This is a genomic window from Streptomyces sp. RB17 (assembly GCF_009604455.1).
In the GTDB taxonomy this organism is placed as follows: Bacteria; Actinomycetota; Actinomycetes; order Streptomycetales; family Streptomycetaceae; genus Streptomyces.
In genome coordinates this window covers 670,467-685,974 of record NZ_WEGL01000001.1, presented here as the reverse complement: position 1 = coordinate 685,974, position 15,508 = coordinate 670,467, and the positions used below count along the sequence as shown (strand labels likewise).

15 protein-coding genes and 1 pseudogene are annotated in these 15,508 nt (G+C 71.7%); 9 read left to right on the top strand and 7 right to left on the bottom strand.

The genetic code is table 11. The features are described 5' to 3' along the window. Positions 1–12 precede the first annotated feature (12 nt). Positions 13–423, top strand: a complete 411-nt coding sequence (locus SRB17_RS03125; protein ID WP_323374895.1) for a Fur family transcriptional regulator — start codon at positions 13–15, stop codon at positions 421–423. A 30-nt stretch (positions 424–453) separates the two neighbouring features. Here SRB17_RS03125 and SRB17_RS03120 read toward each other — a convergent pair. The 3 genes and pseudogenes from SRB17_RS03120 to recO form a co-directional block, all read right to left on the bottom strand. Further along, a pseudogene (locus SRB17_RS03120) lies at positions 454–1,784 on the bottom strand (histidine-type phosphatase). Positions 1,785–1,824: 40 nt separating this feature from the next. Beyond that, a complete protein-coding gene (locus SRB17_RS03115) occupies positions 1,825–2,676 on the bottom strand; it encodes an isoprenyl transferase (protein ID WP_153534359.1) in 852 nt (283 codons plus the stop codon). 68 nt (positions 2,677–2,744) lie between these two features. Next, on the bottom strand, positions 2,745–3,491 hold the full coding sequence (gene recO, locus SRB17_RS03110) for a DNA repair protein RecO (protein WP_153534357.1): 747 nt from the start codon (positions 3,489–3,491) through the stop codon (positions 2,745–2,747). An 88-nt stretch (positions 3,492–3,579) separates the two neighbouring features. Here recO and SRB17_RS45950 point away from each other — a divergent pair, with 88 nt between their 5' ends. After that, positions 3,580–4,608, top strand: coding sequence for an AMP-binding protein (locus SRB17_RS45950; RefSeq protein ID WP_323374894.1), 1,029 nt, complete (start codon positions 3,580–3,582; stop codon positions 4,606–4,608). A gap of 243 nt (positions 4,609–4,851) precedes the next feature. Here the strand turns inward: SRB17_RS45950 and SRB17_RS47480 are convergent, their stop codons facing one another. Next, positions 4,852–4,977 carry a hypothetical protein gene (locus SRB17_RS47480; RefSeq protein ID WP_267133401.1) on the bottom strand — a complete coding sequence of 42 codons (126 nt, stop codon included), beginning with the start codon at positions 4,975–4,977 and terminating at the stop codon, positions 4,852–4,854. A 47-nt stretch (positions 4,978–5,024) separates the two neighbouring features. On the opposite strand from SRB17_RS47480, the gene SRB17_RS45945 reads away from it, so the two are divergent. From SRB17_RS45945 to SRB17_RS03075, 7 genes are all read left to right on the top strand, one after another. Continuing rightward, positions 5,025–5,516 carry a hypothetical protein gene (locus tag SRB17_RS45945; RefSeq protein ID WP_228395823.1) on the top strand — a complete coding sequence of 164 codons (492 nt, stop codon included), beginning with the start codon at positions 5,025–5,027 and terminating at the stop codon, positions 5,514–5,516. After that, a complete protein-coding gene (locus tag SRB17_RS45290; RefSeq protein ID WP_194293884.1) occupies positions 5,513–5,752 on the top strand; it encodes a hypothetical protein in 240 nt (79 codons plus the stop codon). Before SRB17_RS45945 ends, SRB17_RS45290 begins: the two co-directional genes overlap by 4 nt. Positions 5,753–5,929: 177 nt before the next feature. Beyond that, on the top strand, positions 5,930–7,573 hold the full coding sequence (locus SRB17_RS03095) for an ABC transporter substrate-binding protein (protein ID WP_323374893.1): 1,644 nt from the start codon (positions 5,930–5,932) through the stop codon (positions 7,571–7,573). Positions 7,574–7,577: 4 nt separating this feature from the next. Further along, a complete protein-coding gene (locus tag SRB17_RS03090; protein WP_153534355.1) occupies positions 7,578–8,534 on the top strand; it encodes an ABC transporter permease in 957 nt (318 codons plus the stop codon). Beyond that, positions 8,534–10,498, top strand: coding sequence for a dipeptide/oligopeptide/nickel ABC transporter permease/ATP-binding protein (locus SRB17_RS03085; RefSeq protein WP_153534354.1), 1,965 nt, complete (start codon positions 8,534–8,536; stop codon positions 10,496–10,498). The genes SRB17_RS03090 and SRB17_RS03085 overlap by 1 nt, the downstream gene beginning before the upstream one ends. Further along, positions 10,495–11,508, top strand: coding sequence for an ABC transporter ATP-binding protein (locus tag SRB17_RS03080; protein WP_323374892.1), 1,014 nt, complete (start codon positions 10,495–10,497; stop codon positions 11,506–11,508). The genes SRB17_RS03085 and SRB17_RS03080 overlap by 4 nt, the downstream gene beginning before the upstream one ends. A gap of 1 nt (position 11,509) precedes the next feature. Further along, positions 11,510–12,436: a dihydrodipicolinate synthase family protein gene (locus SRB17_RS03075; protein WP_153534352.1), complete on the top strand. Its 927-nt coding sequence runs from the start codon at positions 11,510–11,512 to the stop codon at positions 12,434–12,436. Positions 12,437–12,446: 10 nt separating this feature from the next. On the opposite strand, the gene SRB17_RS03070 is transcribed toward SRB17_RS03075, so the two are convergent. From SRB17_RS03070 to SRB17_RS03060, 3 genes are read right to left on the bottom strand one after another with little or no spacing between them, the layout of a single operon-like run. Next, entirely contained in the window at positions 12,447–13,634 is a 1,188-nt protein-coding gene (locus SRB17_RS03070) for a sialidase family protein (protein ID WP_323374891.1), read from the bottom strand. Further along, positions 13,631–14,296 carry a response regulator transcription factor gene (locus tag SRB17_RS03065; RefSeq protein WP_153534350.1) on the bottom strand — a complete coding sequence of 222 codons (666 nt, stop codon included), beginning with the start codon at positions 14,294–14,296 and terminating at the stop codon, positions 13,631–13,633. The genes SRB17_RS03070 and SRB17_RS03065 overlap by 4 nt, the downstream gene beginning before the upstream one ends. Next, positions 14,293–15,507, bottom strand: a complete 1,215-nt coding sequence (locus SRB17_RS03060) for a sensor histidine kinase (RefSeq protein WP_416237018.1) — start codon at positions 15,505–15,507, stop codon at positions 14,293–14,295. The genes SRB17_RS03065 and SRB17_RS03060 overlap by 4 nt, the downstream gene beginning before the upstream one ends. Position 15,508 lies beyond the last annotated feature (1 nt).

Below are 15,508 nucleotides of genomic sequence, written 5' to 3'. Positions count from 1 at the left end.
GAGGAGACAACGGTGACGACCGCTGGACCGCCCGTGAAGGGCCGCGCGACCCGACAGCGTGCAGCCGTGGCGGCGTGCCTGAACGAGGTCGACGAGTTCCGCAGCGCGCAGGAACTGCACGACATGCTCAAGCACAAGGGCGACTCGGTCGGCCTGACCACGGTCTATCGCACCCTCCAGTCCCTCGCCGACGCCGGCGAGGTCGACGTCCTGCGCACGTCCGACGGCGAGTCCGTGTACCGCCGCTGCTCGACCGGTGAACACCATCACCATCTCGTCTGCCGCGCGTGTGGCAAGGCGGTGGAGGTGGAGGGGCCGGCCGTGGAGAAGTGGGCGGAGGCGATCGCGGCGGAGCACGGTTACGTCAACGTGGCCCACACGGTGGAGATCTTCGGCACGTGTGCTGATTGCGCGGCCGGCTGAACGCCGCGGGGGTGCGTCGGGTCGCTCGCCTCAGCCTCGTCCGAAGCAGTGCTCCAGTTCGTCCAGGTCGTAGAAGGCGCTGCCCCTGGCGATCGGACGGCAGCCCGCCTTGAACGGCGTCTCCCGCTCGTTGTAGAGCATACGGACCAGGTAACGGCCGTCCTTCTCGTACACGTCCCACTGGATGTTGGCGCCGAGGGGAGCGACGGACGCGCCCCGCCAGGGATTGTTGCCGTACGTGTACGCCTCCTCCGGTGTCGTCGGCTTCGTGCTGCCCGGCAGGCCCATCAGCGCGGCCAGGGGGATGATCTCTTCGGCGTGGGTGAAGCGCAGTTCGGCGCCGAGGTCGCTGGCGTCGGCGCGCTTGGCCTCCACCTGCTTGAAGAAGTCGTCCAGGAGGACGTCCGCCATCTTGTACGTGATGTCGCTGTCGGAGAAGCCGGGGCCCTTCTCGTAGAAGTCCTCCACGTCCCCGAGGTAGCCGAACCAGGCGGCGTCCGAGCGGGAGACGAATCGGTCCATGTCCCAGCCCTTGCCGTCCGGGGCAGGGCTCTCCTGGATCATCGCCGGAGCGATCGCGTACAGGTTGTAGACGGCCTGCGCGGCGCCGGCCTGGTCGCTGATCCCGTCGACGAACGGCTCCTCGAAGATCCGCCGCAGCACACTGCGCGCGGCCTCGTGCGTCCTGGGCTGGTCGGTGATGGCGTTCAGCGTGTCCTTGAGGCGCTGGTCGTTGGCAATGTAGTCGCGGTACGCCGCACCGCCCGCCGCCTTGTGGAAGTACAGCAGGTCCTTGTCCGCCGGGTCGCCCCGATCAGCGGCCGCAGCGCGGGGTCGGCAAAGGCGAGGGCACCGGTGTACTCGCTCGCGCTGTCCACGGCCCGCCCCTGCCCGGAGCTGACCACGTCGATCTTCTCGCCCCGGTCGGCGATCCGCGCGAACAGCGCGGGCAGGCGCTGCTGCATGCGCGTCGCGGTGTCCCGCATCTCCTGCCGGCCGCGCCCGCTGAGGTTGCCGTACCCGACCTTCTCCATGGCCGCCATGAGCGCCCGCACCGTCGGCCCGAACTCCCCGCCCCTACCAGTGAGTTGCCCCTCCTCCTGAGCCTTGTCCCACAGCCCGAGGATCAGGTCGCCGTCCTCGCCGCCGGTCGCCGAACGGGAGCCGTGCCGGGAGACGTTCTCGGTGAAGACGGCGGTGTAACCGGCCGGGGGCCACTGGTAGGTGTGTGCGCTCTGCTCGGGCTCGTACGGGGCCTTGGTGCCGTAACTCTCGCGGTGCGCGGGGCCGGCGGCTGCGTGCGCGGGCAGCGCGGTGAGCAGCAGGGCGCCGAGGGCGAGGACAGGCGTGAGACGTCTCATGAGTCCCGCATCCTCGGCGGCCCGCCTGAACCGCCGGTGGCTACGAGATGGACTCGTCGCCCTTCATCGCCGCCTCCATGGCGAGGAGTTCCTCGTTCGGGACGGCACCGCCGAACCGCCGGTCGCGGGAGGCGAATTCGACGCAGGCCCGCCACAGGTCACGGCGGTCGAAGTCGGGCCACAGCACGTCCTGGAAGACCATCTCGGCGTAGGCGCTCTGCCAGAGCAGATAGTTGGAGGTGCGCTGCTCCCCGCTGGGGCGGAGGAAGAGGTCCACGTCCGGCATGTCCGGGTAGTACAGGTACCTCTGGATGGTCTTCTCGTTGACCTTCGCCGGGTCCAGCCGTCCCGCCGCGACGTCCTCGGCCAGCGCCTTCGCCGCGTCGGCGAGCTCGGCCCGGCCGCCGTAGTTCATGCAGAAGTACAGGGTGAGCAGGTCGTTCCCCTTGGTCTGCTCCTGGGCGACCTGCAGTTCCTTGGCGACCGACTTCCACAGCTTGGGCATACGGCCCACCCAGCGCACCCGGATGCCGAGTTCGTCGAGCTGGTCCCGCGTCTTGCGGATGAAGTCGCGGTTGAAGTTCATCAGGAAGCGGACCTCGTCGGGCGACCGCTTCCAGTTCTCGGTGGAGAAGGCGTAGAGGGAGATGTTGCGGACGCCGACCTCGATGGATCCCTGGAGCACGTCGAGGACGCGCTCGGCACCGACCTTGTGGCCCTCCGTACGGGGCAGGCCCCGCTCCTTCGCCCAGCGCCCGTTGCCGTCCATGACGATGGCCACGTGGTTCGGGACCAGCTCGCCGGGGAGCTTGGGCACGCGGGCACCGGACGGGTGCGGCTCCGGCGCCTTGTACTCGCGCCGCTGGCGCCCCAGGATCCCGCGTACGACCATGTGCTTCTCGTCTCCCTCTTGCTTCTCGCTCTTGCTTCTCGCTCTTGTTTCCCGACGTACCTGGGCGCTTACTTCTCGACGTACCTGAGCGACCGCAGCCCGCGCTCCAGATGCCAGTGCAGGTAGGCGGACACCAGCCCGCTGCCCTCGCGGACGTACCGCGCCTCGCAGGCGTCCGCCGTCTCCCAGTCTCCCGTAAGCAGCGCACCGAGGAGCACCAGGGTCTGCGGCGACGGTACGACACTCCCGGGCACCCGGCAGTCGACGCAGACGGAGCCACCGGAGGCCACGGAGAAGAACCGGCTCGGACCGGGCATCCCGCACTTCGCGCAGTCGCTGAAACTGGGCGCGTACCCGTTGACGGCGAGGGAGCGGAGCAGGAAGGCGTCGAGGACGAGGTGGGGCGCGTGCTCGCCCCGAGCGAGGGTGCGCAGGGCGCCGACCAGCAGCAGATACTGCTGCACCGCCGGCTCCCCCTCGTGATCGGTGAACCGTTCGGCGGTCTCCAGCATGGCCGTCCCGGCGGTGTACCGGGCGTAGTCGGTGACGATCCCGCCACCGTACGGCGCGATGGTCTCACTCTGTGTGCACAGTGGCAGACCCCGCCCGATCAGCTCGCTCCCGCGCGCGAAGAACTGCACGTCGACGTGGGAGAAGGGTTCCAGCCGGGCCCCGAACTTCGACTTGGTCCGCCGCACGCCCCGGGCCACGGCACGTACCCGTCCGTGGCCGCGTGTGAGCAGGGTGATGATCCGGTCCGCCTCACCCAGTTTCTGGGTGCGCAGCACGATGCCGTCGTCGCGGAACAGACTCATGGGCACCATTCTCGCCCAAGCGCTCCCCTGTCGATGCCGTTAAACAATATGTTGAAGATGGGCGTGACGGACACGACGTGGGAAGAAGGTGGAGCCCGTGCCGCTTGACGGCTTCACCCCCTGGCCCGAGGACACCGCCCTCGCCTACCGCCGCGCCGGCTTCTGGCAGGGCCGCCCCCTGCCCGAGCTGCTGCACGACTGGACGCGCGAGCACGGCCCACGCATCGCGCTCGTCCGCGGCACGACCCGCCTGACCTACTTCCAGCTGGACCGCCGGGTGAGCCGGATGACGGCCGGGCTGCGGCTGCGCGGCGTCGAGCCCGGCCGACGGGTGGTGGTGCGGCTGCCGAACACGCCCGAGTGGGCGACCGGGGAGAGCCACTGCACCCGCCCCAACCGCAAGCCCTCAAGCTCCCCCGGCATGCCGCCGCCCGCGACTGCGCCCCTACCCCCCGGCCGCAAGCCGCCAAGTTTCCCCGGCGTGCCCTCGCCCGCGACAGACCTCACGCGCTCCGCCGAGGCGGTGATTGGAAGATTTGGGCAAGGCTCCGAAGGTAAAGTGGCTGGTCAGGGGGGTGGTTGCTGGAGGAGGGCGGAACAAATCTGCCAATCACTGACCGATGAGAGGCCCTGGGTGCCGGAGGGGCCAGAGGGTCAGGGGCCCAGAGGGGCCGAAGGGGCAAGAGAGGCCCGTGGGCCATGGGGTCCACCAGCCGCACGCCGCCAGCCACCAGCCGCGCGCCGCCAGCCACCAGCCGCGCGCCGCCGCCACCCCCGACCGCGCCCCACCCACCAGCCGCGATCCGCCCCCACCCACCAACCGGCCGCCGCTCAGCCCACCCGGCACGCCGCCACCCCCGACCGCGCCCCACCCACCAGCCGCAACCCGCCCCCACCCACCAACCGGCCGCCGCTCAGCCCACCCGGCACGCCGCCACCACCCCCGACCCCGCCCCCACCCACCAGCCGCAACCCGCCAACCCCACCCGGCGTGCAGGCGAGGCGCTGGGGCGTGCCTTCGCCGGCGGTGCGGACGCAGCCCGGCTCAGGGCCCGACCCCGGTAAGGCGGCCACTTTCTCCGGGCTGCCCGCTCGCTTCTCGCCCGTGCTGGAGTGAGCCGAGTCAAGGGTGGCCCGGAGGGCCATCGCCGAAGGCGACGCGCAGCGCCCTTTACTCGGCTCGCGGAAGCACGACACTGAGGGAGAAGCGGGCGGCCCCACGGCAACTGATCAGCTGGCCGGTGTCGGGAGTGCGTCAGGTACCCAACGCGCCGACCTGTCGGCCGAGTTGCGTGGCAGGATCGGCGTACGTGAGTGATCGCACCGCGTTCTGGACCATCGCCCGTGCAGCCGCGCCGCTCTACGCGACCACCCTGGCCGCGTCGGCCGGCTCGCTCGTCGACACCGCGCTGCTCGGCCGGTACGCCACCGTGTCACTCGCCGCCTTCGCGGTGACCGTGGCGGTGTTCAGTCCGGCGACGGCCACCGTGGCGGGCGCCCTGCGCGGTGTGATGCCGTTCGTCGCGCCGCACCGTGACGATCCCGGGCAGTTGGCTGCCGCTGGTGCGTGCCGGCATGTGGCTGGCGTTCACGGTGGGCGGGCTGTGCGCGGCCGCGGTGGCGGCGGTGCCGCTGATCGGTGGGGTGTGGGGCGTCCCACCGCGCATGCTGGACCAACTCGGCGTGTTCCCCTGGCTGTTGGCGGCGAGTGTGCTGCTGATCGCGGTCGGCCAGTCGGCCACCTCCGTGCTGGTGGCCCTCGGGCACTCCGCCCAGGTGATGAGGTCCGGGATGCTCGGCACCGCCGTGTCGGTCACGCTGTCGGTGCTGCTGGTCGGCGAGCCTGGGACACTGCCGAGCCACGGCCTGACCGGCGCGGGTGTCGCCATACTCACCTCCACCCTGACGCGCTGCGCCGCCGCACGGTGCTCGCCGGCCGCCGCATCCGTCCCGGGCGACCCGATCCACGCCAGGTACTGCGGCTCGCCCGAGTGGGGCTGCCGCTCGCCGGGACGGTGCTGGTGAAGTTCACCGTGCTGGGCGTGCTGACCTTCGCCGCCGCCCGGCTCGGTGCCGACGGCGCGGCCGCGCACAACGTCGGCGAGTCCCTGGTCAACGTCGTCTTCACCGCGGCGGTTGCGGTGGGCCAGCGCTCCCAGGGCCCCAACGCTCCCGAGACCCCTATGCCCCCAAGCCCCCGGACCCACATCGCCCCCAAAGACCCGCACTGCCGTCAACTCGCCGCTGACGCCCCCATTTGAGCCACGCCATTGGTGCCGACCTCTGGCGGCTAGCCCATTCGTGTGCGCCGTCTTGACCACCCCCACGCCCCCTCCTATGGTCGCGCTACCGACCGGACGTAGGACGTAGGACGTCGTATCTCCCCACTCCCCTCCTGCCACCCCTCCTCCCCTCCCCCAACGACTGCTGGAGGACCCGTGCGCGACGACGTGACCGACGTGAATCCCGACGTACCGGCACCGCGCCGCCGGTCGTTCCTGAAGTACACGGGGGCACTGGGCGCGGCCGCCGTACTGCCGCCCGTGCTGGCGGGCTGCTCCGCAGGGCCTCAGTCCACGAACGACACCGGGGGTGGTGGCAGCGGCAAGGACCGGACGCTGACCGCCGTCATCGGCTACGGAAACGACGGCAGCTGGGATCCGACACAGACGGCGTCGGCGTTCTGCATGGCCGCCAACAACCATGTCTACGAGGGGCTGCTGGACACCGACCCGATCACCCGGGTGCCGTATCCGGCGCTCGCCACCGAGGTGCCGAAGGACCGGAACGCCACCACCTGGCGGTTCACCCTGCGGTCGGGGGCGACCTTTCACGACGGCAAGCCCGTCACCGCCGACGACGTCGTGTTCGTCTTCGACCGGATCCTCGACCCGGGCACACAGACGCTCGCCAAGGGGTTCTTCGCCGGCTGGCTCAGCGGCGCCAGGAAGGTCGACCCGCGCACCGTCGAGCTCACGCTCAAGTTCCCCTTCCCCGACGGTCTTTCCCGGCTCACCCTCGCCAAGATCATGCCGAAGCACGTCTTCTCCAGGCCCGGCGCCTGGGACGACGCCATCAAGGGGCTGGCCGTCGGCTCGGGGCCGTACCGGCAGACCGCGCACCACCCGAAGTCCAACACCACCTTCGAGGCCTTCGCCGCCTACAACGGGCCCCGCCCGCCCGCCTTCAAACGCATGAACTGGCTGACCATCGTGGACGCCGCTCCGCGCGTCGCGAAGATCTCGGGCAGCGACGCCGGGGCGCAGATCGCCGACAACATCCCGTACGCCAACATCGCCCGGCTGGAACAAGGGGGCCTGAAGGTCGCGGGCGGCGCCGGGATGAACAACCTGTTCCTGATGTTCAACACCCAGCACAAGCCCTTCGACGACGTGCGGGTGCGGCAGGCGCTGCACTACGCCATCGACACCGAGAAAATGGTGCAGGTCGCCCTCAAGGGGCACGGGAAGCCCGCCTCGTCGTTCCTGAACGAGGGGAACCCGGCCTACCGGCGGGCCAAGACCGTCTACGACTACGACCCGCAGAAGGCCAAGGCCCTCCTCAAAGCCGCCGGCGTCAGCAACCTCAAGGTCAACATCCTCGCGGTGAACGTCAGTTGGATCGTGGACTGTCTGCCGACCATCAAGGCGTCGTGGGACGCGATCGGGGTGGAGACTTCCCTGGCGCCGCAGGAGACCACCGCCGTGTTCACCAAGATGGACCAGAAGCAGGACTACCAGGTCGTCGCCGCGGCCTCCAATCCCAATCAGTTCGGGCTCGATGCCGACCTGATCATGCATTACAACTACGGGCCGCAGAATCTGTGGATGGGGTACACCCGGTGGGCCGGCGACCCCGTCGCCCAGCAGCTGTTCAAGGACATGGACCGGGCCACCCGGGAGCCGGACCCACAGAAGAAGAAGGCGATCATCCAGGACTACATCGACGTCGTCGCCGAGCAGGCCGTGCTGTACCCGGTCGTTCACAACGAGCTGATGACCGCCTGGGATGCCCGGAAGCTCACGGGCATAAGGGCGCAGCCCTACCCGGGCATCAATCTCCTCCAGGCCAAGTGGGTCTGAGGGCATGACAGCCGTCGTACGGATCCTGCTCCGCCGTATCGCGCTGCTCGTGCCGCTGATGCTCGGGATCGTGCTGTTCGTGTTCCTGGTGATGCGGTTCTCGGACGTCGATCCGGCGTCCGCGTTCTTCCAGGGGGCGAATCCGACTCCGCAGCAGCTGCACGACTTCCGGGAACGGAACGGGCTGCTCGACCCGCTCCCGGTGCGGTACGTCCACTTCGTCGGCGCCCTGCTCCACGGCGACCTCGGCACCAGCGCCCTGACCCGGGCGCCGGTGGTCGACCAGGTCACCACCGCGCTGCCGCTCACCCTCCAGCTGACCTTCCTCGGCCTCGCCGTCGCGGTGGTGCTGGCGTTGGTGGGCGGGGTGACGGCCGCCGTGTACCGGGACCGGATCCCGGACCAGTTCATCCGGGTCGTGTCGCTGGTCGGGGTGGCCGCGCCCGGCTTCTGGCTGGCGCTGCTGATGATCCAGTACCTGGCGGTGGACCGGGGCTGGTTCCCGACCGGCGGTTACATCAACCCGGCCGACTCGGTCACCGGCTGGCTGAAGACCATGGCGCTGCCCGCCTTCGCCCTCTCGCTGCCGGTGGCCGCGCAGCTGACGAGGATCGTCCGCACCTCGGTCGTGGAGGAGCTGGACAAGGACTATGTGCGGACGGCGATCGGGAGCGGGTTGCCGCCCTGGGTCGTCGTCGGGCGGAATGTGCTCAGGAACGCCCTGGTCAATCCGCTGACCGTGCTCGGGCTTCGGGTCGGCTATCTCCTCGGCGGTGCGGTCGTCATCGAGACGATCTTCTCGCTGCCCGGCATGGGCAAGCTGATGATCGACGCCGTGCAGAACGGCGACCCGGCGGTGGTGCAGGGGGTGGTGCTGACGACCGCCACCGGGTTCGTCGTCGTCAATCTCGTTATCGACATCCTGTATCTGCTGGTCAACCCACGTCTGAGGGCGGGCTGATGGTCACGCGCGCGACTCTTGCCGAGCGGCTCTCCCGGCCCGGCGGCGTACGGCTGCGGGGCCGGCGTCGGCTGCCCCTGCTGTCGAAGGTCGCCGTCTGTTTCCTGGCCTTCGTCATCCTCGTCGCCGTACTGGCCCCGCTCCTCGCACCCGACGATCCCCTCGACCAGCAGGACCCGGTCGGCGGCAGCGGCCATCCGTCCGCCGCGCACTGGCTGGGGCAGGACAGCCTCGGCCGGGACATCCTGAGCCGGCTGATGTACGGCGCCCGGTGGTCGCTGGCGATCGGGCTGGGGGCCACGGCGCTCGCGCTGGTCGTGGGTGCCGTCATCGGGGCGGTCGCGGCCACCTCCCGCAAGGGCGTCGACGAGACGCTGATGCGCTGCCTCGACGTGGTGATGGCGTTCCCGGGGATCGCGCTCGCGGCCGTGCTGGTCGCGGTGTTCGGCGGCGGGATCGGCGTGCTGATCTGCGCCATCGCCTTCCTGTTCACGCCGCCCGTGGCGCGGGTGGTACGGGCCAATGTCCTCGATCAGTACGGCGAGGACTACGTCACGGCGGAACGGGTGATCGGCGCCCGTACGCCCCATGTCGTGGTGCGGCACGTGGCCGTCAACTGCGCCGCCCCGGTGCTGGTGTTCTGCACGGTGCAGGTCGCCGAGGCGATCGTGTTCGAGGCGTCGCTGTCCTTCATCGGCGCCGGGGTGCGGCCGCCGGACCCGTCCTGGGGCAGTGTCATCGCCGACGGCAAGAACATGGTGCTGACCGGCGGCTGGTGGGCGACCGTCTTCCCCGGGCTGCTGATCCTGCTGACCGTGCTGTCGCTGAACATCCTCTCCGAGGGCGTGTCCGACGCCTGGGCGGCACCCGCGGCACGCGAGGTCGAGACACCGGAGGACCGGCTGGAGGCGCCGGATCCGGGCAGCGGTGAGGTGCTGCAGCTGCCCGGGCTGACCGAGGCCGCGCGGCGGCTGCGGTCCCGGGCCCGGCCGCTGCCCGACCGGAGCGGGCAGCCGGTGCTCGCCGTGGAGAACCTGACCATCGGCTTCCCGGACCGGCACCGGGGCGTGGACATCGTCGCCGGGGTCAGCTTCGAGGTGTACCCGGGTGAGGTGCTCGGTCTGGTGGGCGAGTCGGGCTGCGGGAAGTCGCTGACCGCGCTCACCGTCATGGGGCTCCAGCCGAGGCAGGCGCGCATCGGCGGGCAGGTGCGGTTCCGGCAGCGGGACCTGCTCGCCGAGCCGATGCGGGTACGGCGGCGGCTGCTCGGGCACGAGATGGCGATGGTCTACCAGGACGCCCTGTCCTCGCTGAACCCGGCGATGACCATCCGCGCCCAGCTGAAACAGCTCGTCCGACGCGGGGGCAGCCGCGGTCCGCGCGAGCTCATGGAGCTGGTCGGGCTGGACCCCGAGCGCACCCTGCGCAGCTATCCGCACGAGCTGTCCGGCGGGCAGCGGCAGCGTGTGCTCATCGCCATGGCCCTCTCGCGCGACCCGCGGCTGATCGTCGCGGACGAGCCGACGACCGCCCTGGACGTCACCGTGCAGGCCCAGGTGATGGAGCTGCTGCTCAGGCTGCGCGAGGAGCTGGGGTTCGCGCTGATCCTGGTCTCGCACGATCTGGCGCTGGTCGCCGACATCACCGACCGGGTGGTGGTGATGTACGGCGGGCAGATCGTGGAGAGCGGGGTGACCGCCGACCTGGTGGCGGCGCCGGCCCACCACTACACGCGCGGCCTGCTCGGCAGCGTGCTCTCGCTGGAGTCGGCCGAGGAACGGATGACGCAGATCAAGGGGGTCGTACCGGCCCCGGCCGACTTCCCGGCGGGCTGCCGCTTCGCCGACCGCTGCCCGCTGGCGAGCGAGGTGTGCCATGCGCACGCCCCCGTCCTCGCCGGTACGGCCACCCACGCGGCCGCCTGCCATCATCCGGCCGTGCCCGTGGGGGAGGTTCTCCAGTGAACGCCGTCGTCGAGGTCCGGGACGCCCATGTCGTGCACAAGGCCCGCAGCGGCGGGTTGTTCCGCCGTGACCGGGTGTACGCCCTGACCGGTGCCGATCTCACCGTGGCCGCCGGGGAGACGGTGGGCGTGGTCGGCGAGTCGGGGTGCGGGAAGTCGACACTGGCGCGGGTGCTGGTGGGCATCCAGCGGCCGGTGTCGGGCTCGGTGGCGTTCCGGGGCCGTGACCTGTGGACGATGCCGCCCGCCGAGCGCCGGGCCACGGTCGGCGCGGGCGTCGGGCTGGTCTTCCAGGACCCGTCGACCGCGCTCAACCGGCGGCTGACCGTACGACGGATCCTGCGTGACCCGCTGGATGTGCACCAGCGTGGCGCCCGGGCCGAACGGGAGGAGCGGGTAAGGGAGTTGATGAGTCTGGTCGGGCTTCCCCGGGCGCTGGCCGACGCCCTGCCCGGGCAGCTCTCCGGCGGGCAGCGGCAGCGCGTCGCCATCGCCCGCGCGCTCGCGCTGGATCCGGCGCTGGTCGTCGCCGACGAGCCGACCAGCGCCCTGGACGTGTCGGTCCGCGCCCAGATCCTGAACCTCCTGCTGGACCTGAAGGAACGCCTCGCCCTGGCCCTGGTGTTCGTCTCGCACGACATCCAGACGGTACGGCGGATGAGCGACCGGGTGATCACCATGTACCTGGGCCGGATCGTGGAGGAGACCCCGGCCGACCGGGTCACCGACGCTGCCCGGCACCCGTACACCCGCGCCCTGTTCTCCGCCACGCCCGGCCTGCTGGACCCGATCGACCCGATCCCGCTGACCGGGCCGGTGCCCTCGGCGACCCGGCCGCCGAGCGGCTGTCCGTTCCGCACCCGCTGCTGGAAGGCGGACGGGTTGTGTGCCGAGGTGATGCCGGACTTCTCGGCCGCGTCGCGGCCCGGACACCGCTACCGGTGCCACCATCCTGTTGAGGAGGAGGAATCGACCCGAGACCTAGCAGACCTAGCACGCCAGGAGCCCTGACATGCCCTTCCCCACCCCGCTCACCGGTGTCGTCCCGCCCGTCTGTACGCCCCTGACACCGGAGCGCGAGGTGGATGTGCGCTCGCTGCTCCGACTGGTCGACCATCTGACGGAGGGCGGGGTGCACGGGCTGTTCCTGCTCGGGTCCACGTCCGAGGCGGCGTTCCTCACGGACCGGCAGCGCAGGCAGGTCGTGGAGGCGGTCGCCGCCCATGTGGGCGGCCGGCTGCCGATCCTCGCCGGCGCCATCGACATGACCACGCCACGCGTCCTGGACCATGTCACGGCGGTGACGGCGGCCGGAGCGGACGCGGTGGTCGTCACCGCTCCCTTCTACGCCCGCACCCACCGCGCCGAGATCGTCCACCACTACCGCCGGATCGCCGCCGCGTCCGAGGTGCCGGTCATCGCCTACGACATCCCCGTCGCCGTGCACACCAAGCTCCCCGCCGACGTGGTGCTGGGGCTCGCCGCCGACCGGGTGCTGGCCGGGGTCAAGGACTCCAGCGGGGACCTGGCCGCCTTCCGCGAGATCGTCACCGGCGCCCGCGTGCACCCCGGGTTCAGCGTGCTGACCGGCTCCGAGCTGATCGTCGACTCCGCGCTGGCACTGGGCGCCGACGGGGCGGTGCCGGGGCTGGCCAACGTCGACCCGCACGGGTACGTCCGGCTGTACCGGATGTGCCGCGCCGGCGACTGGGAGGGGGCGCGGGTGGAGCAGGAACGGCTGTGCGCGCTGTTCGGGATGGTCACGGTCGGGGATCCGGCGCGGATGGGGGGCAGCTCGTCGGCACTGGGCGCGTTCAAGGCTGCGCTGCATGTGCGGGGCGTCATCGACTGTGCCGTCACGGCGGAGCCGCAGGTGCCACTGTCGGGGGAAGAGACGGAGAGGGTGGGGAAGTTCTTGGCGGCGGCGGGGTTGTTGTAGCCCCGCGCCCCTATCGGGGCACGGCTAGTCTCCGGAACTCCACGGTGTCGTAGCTGTGTGCCGCGCCCGTCTCGAACAGGACGCCGACCGTGCTGGGGCCCAGCTGGACCAGGTCCGAGTAGGCGGCCGGGCGGTCCGAGAGGGTGATGAGCCTGGTGAAGGTGTGGCCGCAGTCCGGGCTGGACCAGAGTGCCAGGGCGCGGCGGGCGGTCGGTACGGACGGGGCGGAGAACAGCAACGGGGCTTTGCGGCCGTGGAGTTGGAGGACACTGCCCTGGACGACCGGGACGGCGTCGAGGGTGGGCTGGACGGCGTAGGGGCGGACGAGGGTGGTGCCGCCGTCGTCGGAGTAGGTGTCGAGGCGGTTGCCGGGGGCGGTGCCGTACTGGTCGCGGGCGTTGAAGTAGAGGCGGCCGTCGGGGAGTTGGGCGGCGGTCGTCTCGTTGACGTTGGTCACGCCGTCGTCGGCCCGGGTCACGAAGCCGAGCCGCCAGGTGCGGCCGCCGTCGTCGCTGTAGAGCGCGTGCCCGCCGTCGTACCGGGACCCGGGGCGCGAGGACGTGGCGGGCGAGGCGACGGAGTGGTTGGCGGGGACGAGCAGCCGGCCGGCGTGCGGGCCCCGGGTCAGGGCGACGGCGTGGCCGGGGCCGGTGGCGTACCAGCCCCAGCCGGGCCGCTTCACCTGTGCCGTGATGTCCTGCGGAGGTGTGAAGTGCCGGCCGTCGTCCCGGCTGCGCTGCACGAACACCCGGCGCTCCCCCGCACCGCGCCGGATCTGCTCCTCCGTCGCCTTCCCGCTGTTGGCGCAGGTCACCAGGACGACGGCACCGGTGCGCGGGTCCACGACCGGTGCCGGGTTGCCCCGGGTGTCCCCGTGTCCGGCGGTCACGACGGTCAGCGGGCCCCAGGTGCAGCCGCCGTCGGTGGAGCGGCGCAGGACGACGTCGATGTCACCGGTGTCGCCGACGCCGTTCCGCCGCCCCTCGGCGAAGGCCAGCAAGGTGCCGCGCCGGGTCTTCACGACCGCGGGGATGCGGTAGGCGGCGTAGCCGCCCCGGCCGGTGACGTACGGCACCGACGAGACGCAGCGGGCGACCGCCCGCGCCGACGCCGGTGCGGCGTGGGCGGGCAGGCGGGCGGTGAGTGTGGTGAGGAGCGCGAGGGCGGCGGTGAGCAGGGTGCGGCTCTTCGGTGTCACCCGCCCATGCTGCCAGGGATCACCAGCCCCGACTCGTAGCCGACGATCACCAGCTGGGCGCGGTCGCGGGCGCCGAGCTTGCCCATGATCCGGCTGACATGGGTCTTGGCGGTGAGCGGGCTGAGGCCCAACACCTCGGCGATCTCGGCGTTGTTGAGGCCGCGCGCGACCAGGGCGAGCACCTCACGCTCCCGGTCCGACAGGCACTCGGGGCCGCCGGTCACGGGCGCCGACGGGCTGCGCAGGAACCGCTCGATCAGGCGTGCCGTGGGACCCGGGGAGAGCAGTGCCTCGCCCGCCGCGACCGTGCGGATCGCGTCCAGGAGGTCGGCCGGACGGGTGTCCTTCACCAGGAAGCCGGAGGCGCCGGCCCGCAGCGCCTCCACCACGTGCTCGTCGGTGTCGTAGGTGGTGAGCACCAGGACCCTGACCCCGGCGAGGTCCTCGTCGGCGGCGATCAGCCGAGTCGCCTCGATGCCGTCCAGGCCGGGCATGCGGATGTCCATCAGGACGACGTCGGCGCGCTCGGCGCGGGCCAGGTCGACGGCCTCGCGGCCGGTGCCGGCCTGCCCGACGACCTCCATGTCCGGCGCCGACTCCACGAGCATCGCGAACGCGGCCCGCACCAGGGTCTGGTCGTCGGCGAGCAGTACCCGGATCATCTCTGCTCCCCCGGCTTCTCCCCGAGCGGCAGTACGGCGCTCACCTCGAAACCGGGTCCGTCGTCGCGCGGTCCGGCGTCGACCGTGCCGCCGACGCTGCGGGCCCGCTCCCGCATCCCGACGAGCCCGAAGCCGGGCGGGCCGTCACCGGGGCCGCCCACCCCGTCGTCGGTGACCCGGACGCGCAGGCCGTCCACCTCCTCGTGCACGCCCACCCGCACGGTCAGGTCGGCCCGGCCGCCGTGCCGTACCGCGTTGGTGAGTGCCTCCTGCACGATCCGGTAGGCGGCGGCGCCGACGGCCGGCGGCACCCCGTCGGCCCGCACGGCCAGCTCCACCCGGGCGCCCGCCGACTTCGCCAGTTCGGCGAGGCCCGCGAGGCCGGGCAGCGGGCCGCGGGCGTCCGGGGTGCCGGGGTCGCGCAGCACCTCCAGGGTCGTACGGAGTTCACCGCGGGCCGTGCGGCAGGTCTCGGCGATGTCGTCGAGGGCCTGCGCGACGGCCGTGCGGTCCAGGCGATCGGGGTCGGCCGCCAGGACGTGCGCGGCGACCGAGGTCTGCACGCCGATGAGGGTGATGGTGTGGGCGAGCAGGTCGTGCAGGTCGCGGGCGATGCGCAGGCGCTCCTCGGCGACCCGGCGCCGGGCCTCCTCCTCACGGGTGCGTTCGGCGCGTTCGGCGCGTTCCACGGCGGCGGCGGCGTTCTCCCGGTGGACGCGGATGTAGCCGCCGAGGACGAGCATGGAGACGATCCAGCCGGTGATCTGGAAGCTCACCTGGACCCCGGCCATGCCGTGGCGGATCTTCAGGAGCAGCATCAGCGAGACGACGGCGGCGCCGATGAGGGCCGTGCGCCGGGGGCCGTGGGTCACCGCGACCGTGTAGAGGACGACCATCGAGGCGGCGGTGGGCGCCGAGTGGTTGTAGTCCAGCTGGTGGTAGGTCGCGATCATGACGATCATGACCGCCAGCACGGTCAGCGGGGCCCGCCGGCGCCACAGCAGCGGCACGTGCAGCCCGAGCAGCAGGGCCCAGCCGAGCGCGTCCGGGTGCCGGCCGCTGCCGATGGTGACGGCGATGACGGAGGCGAGCGCGGCGAGCGCGGCGGCCAGGAGCGCGTCCTGCCGCAGGGGATCCAGGGACGCGAGGGTCCGGCCGGGCCGGGACGCGGTGATGGTTGCCTGCACGGGGTTCGTGACGGTTGCCTGCACG

Coding starts and splice junctions, on each gene's coding strand:
- SRB17_RS03115 (WP_153534359.1), bottom strand. CDS start 2,676: ATGGTCGTACGCGGGATCCTGGGGCGCCAGCGGCGCGAGTACAAGGCG.
- recO (WP_153534357.1), bottom strand. CDS start 3,491: ATGAGTCTGTTCCGCGACGACGGCATCGTGCTGCGCACCCAGAAACTG.
- SRB17_RS03090 (WP_153534355.1), top strand. CDS start 7,578: ATGACAGCCGTCGTACGGATCCTGCTCCGCCGTATCGCGCTGCTCGTG.
- SRB17_RS03085 (WP_153534354.1), top strand. CDS start 8,534: ATGGTCACGCGCGCGACTCTTGCCGAGCGGCTCTCCCGGCCCGGCGGC.
- SRB17_RS03075 (WP_153534352.1), top strand. CDS start 11,510: ATGCCCTTCCCCACCCCGCTCACCGGTGTCGTCCCGCCCGTCTGTACG.
- SRB17_RS03065 (WP_153534350.1), bottom strand. CDS start 14,296: ATGATCCGGGTACTGCTCGCCGACGACCAGACCCTGGTGCGGGCCGCG.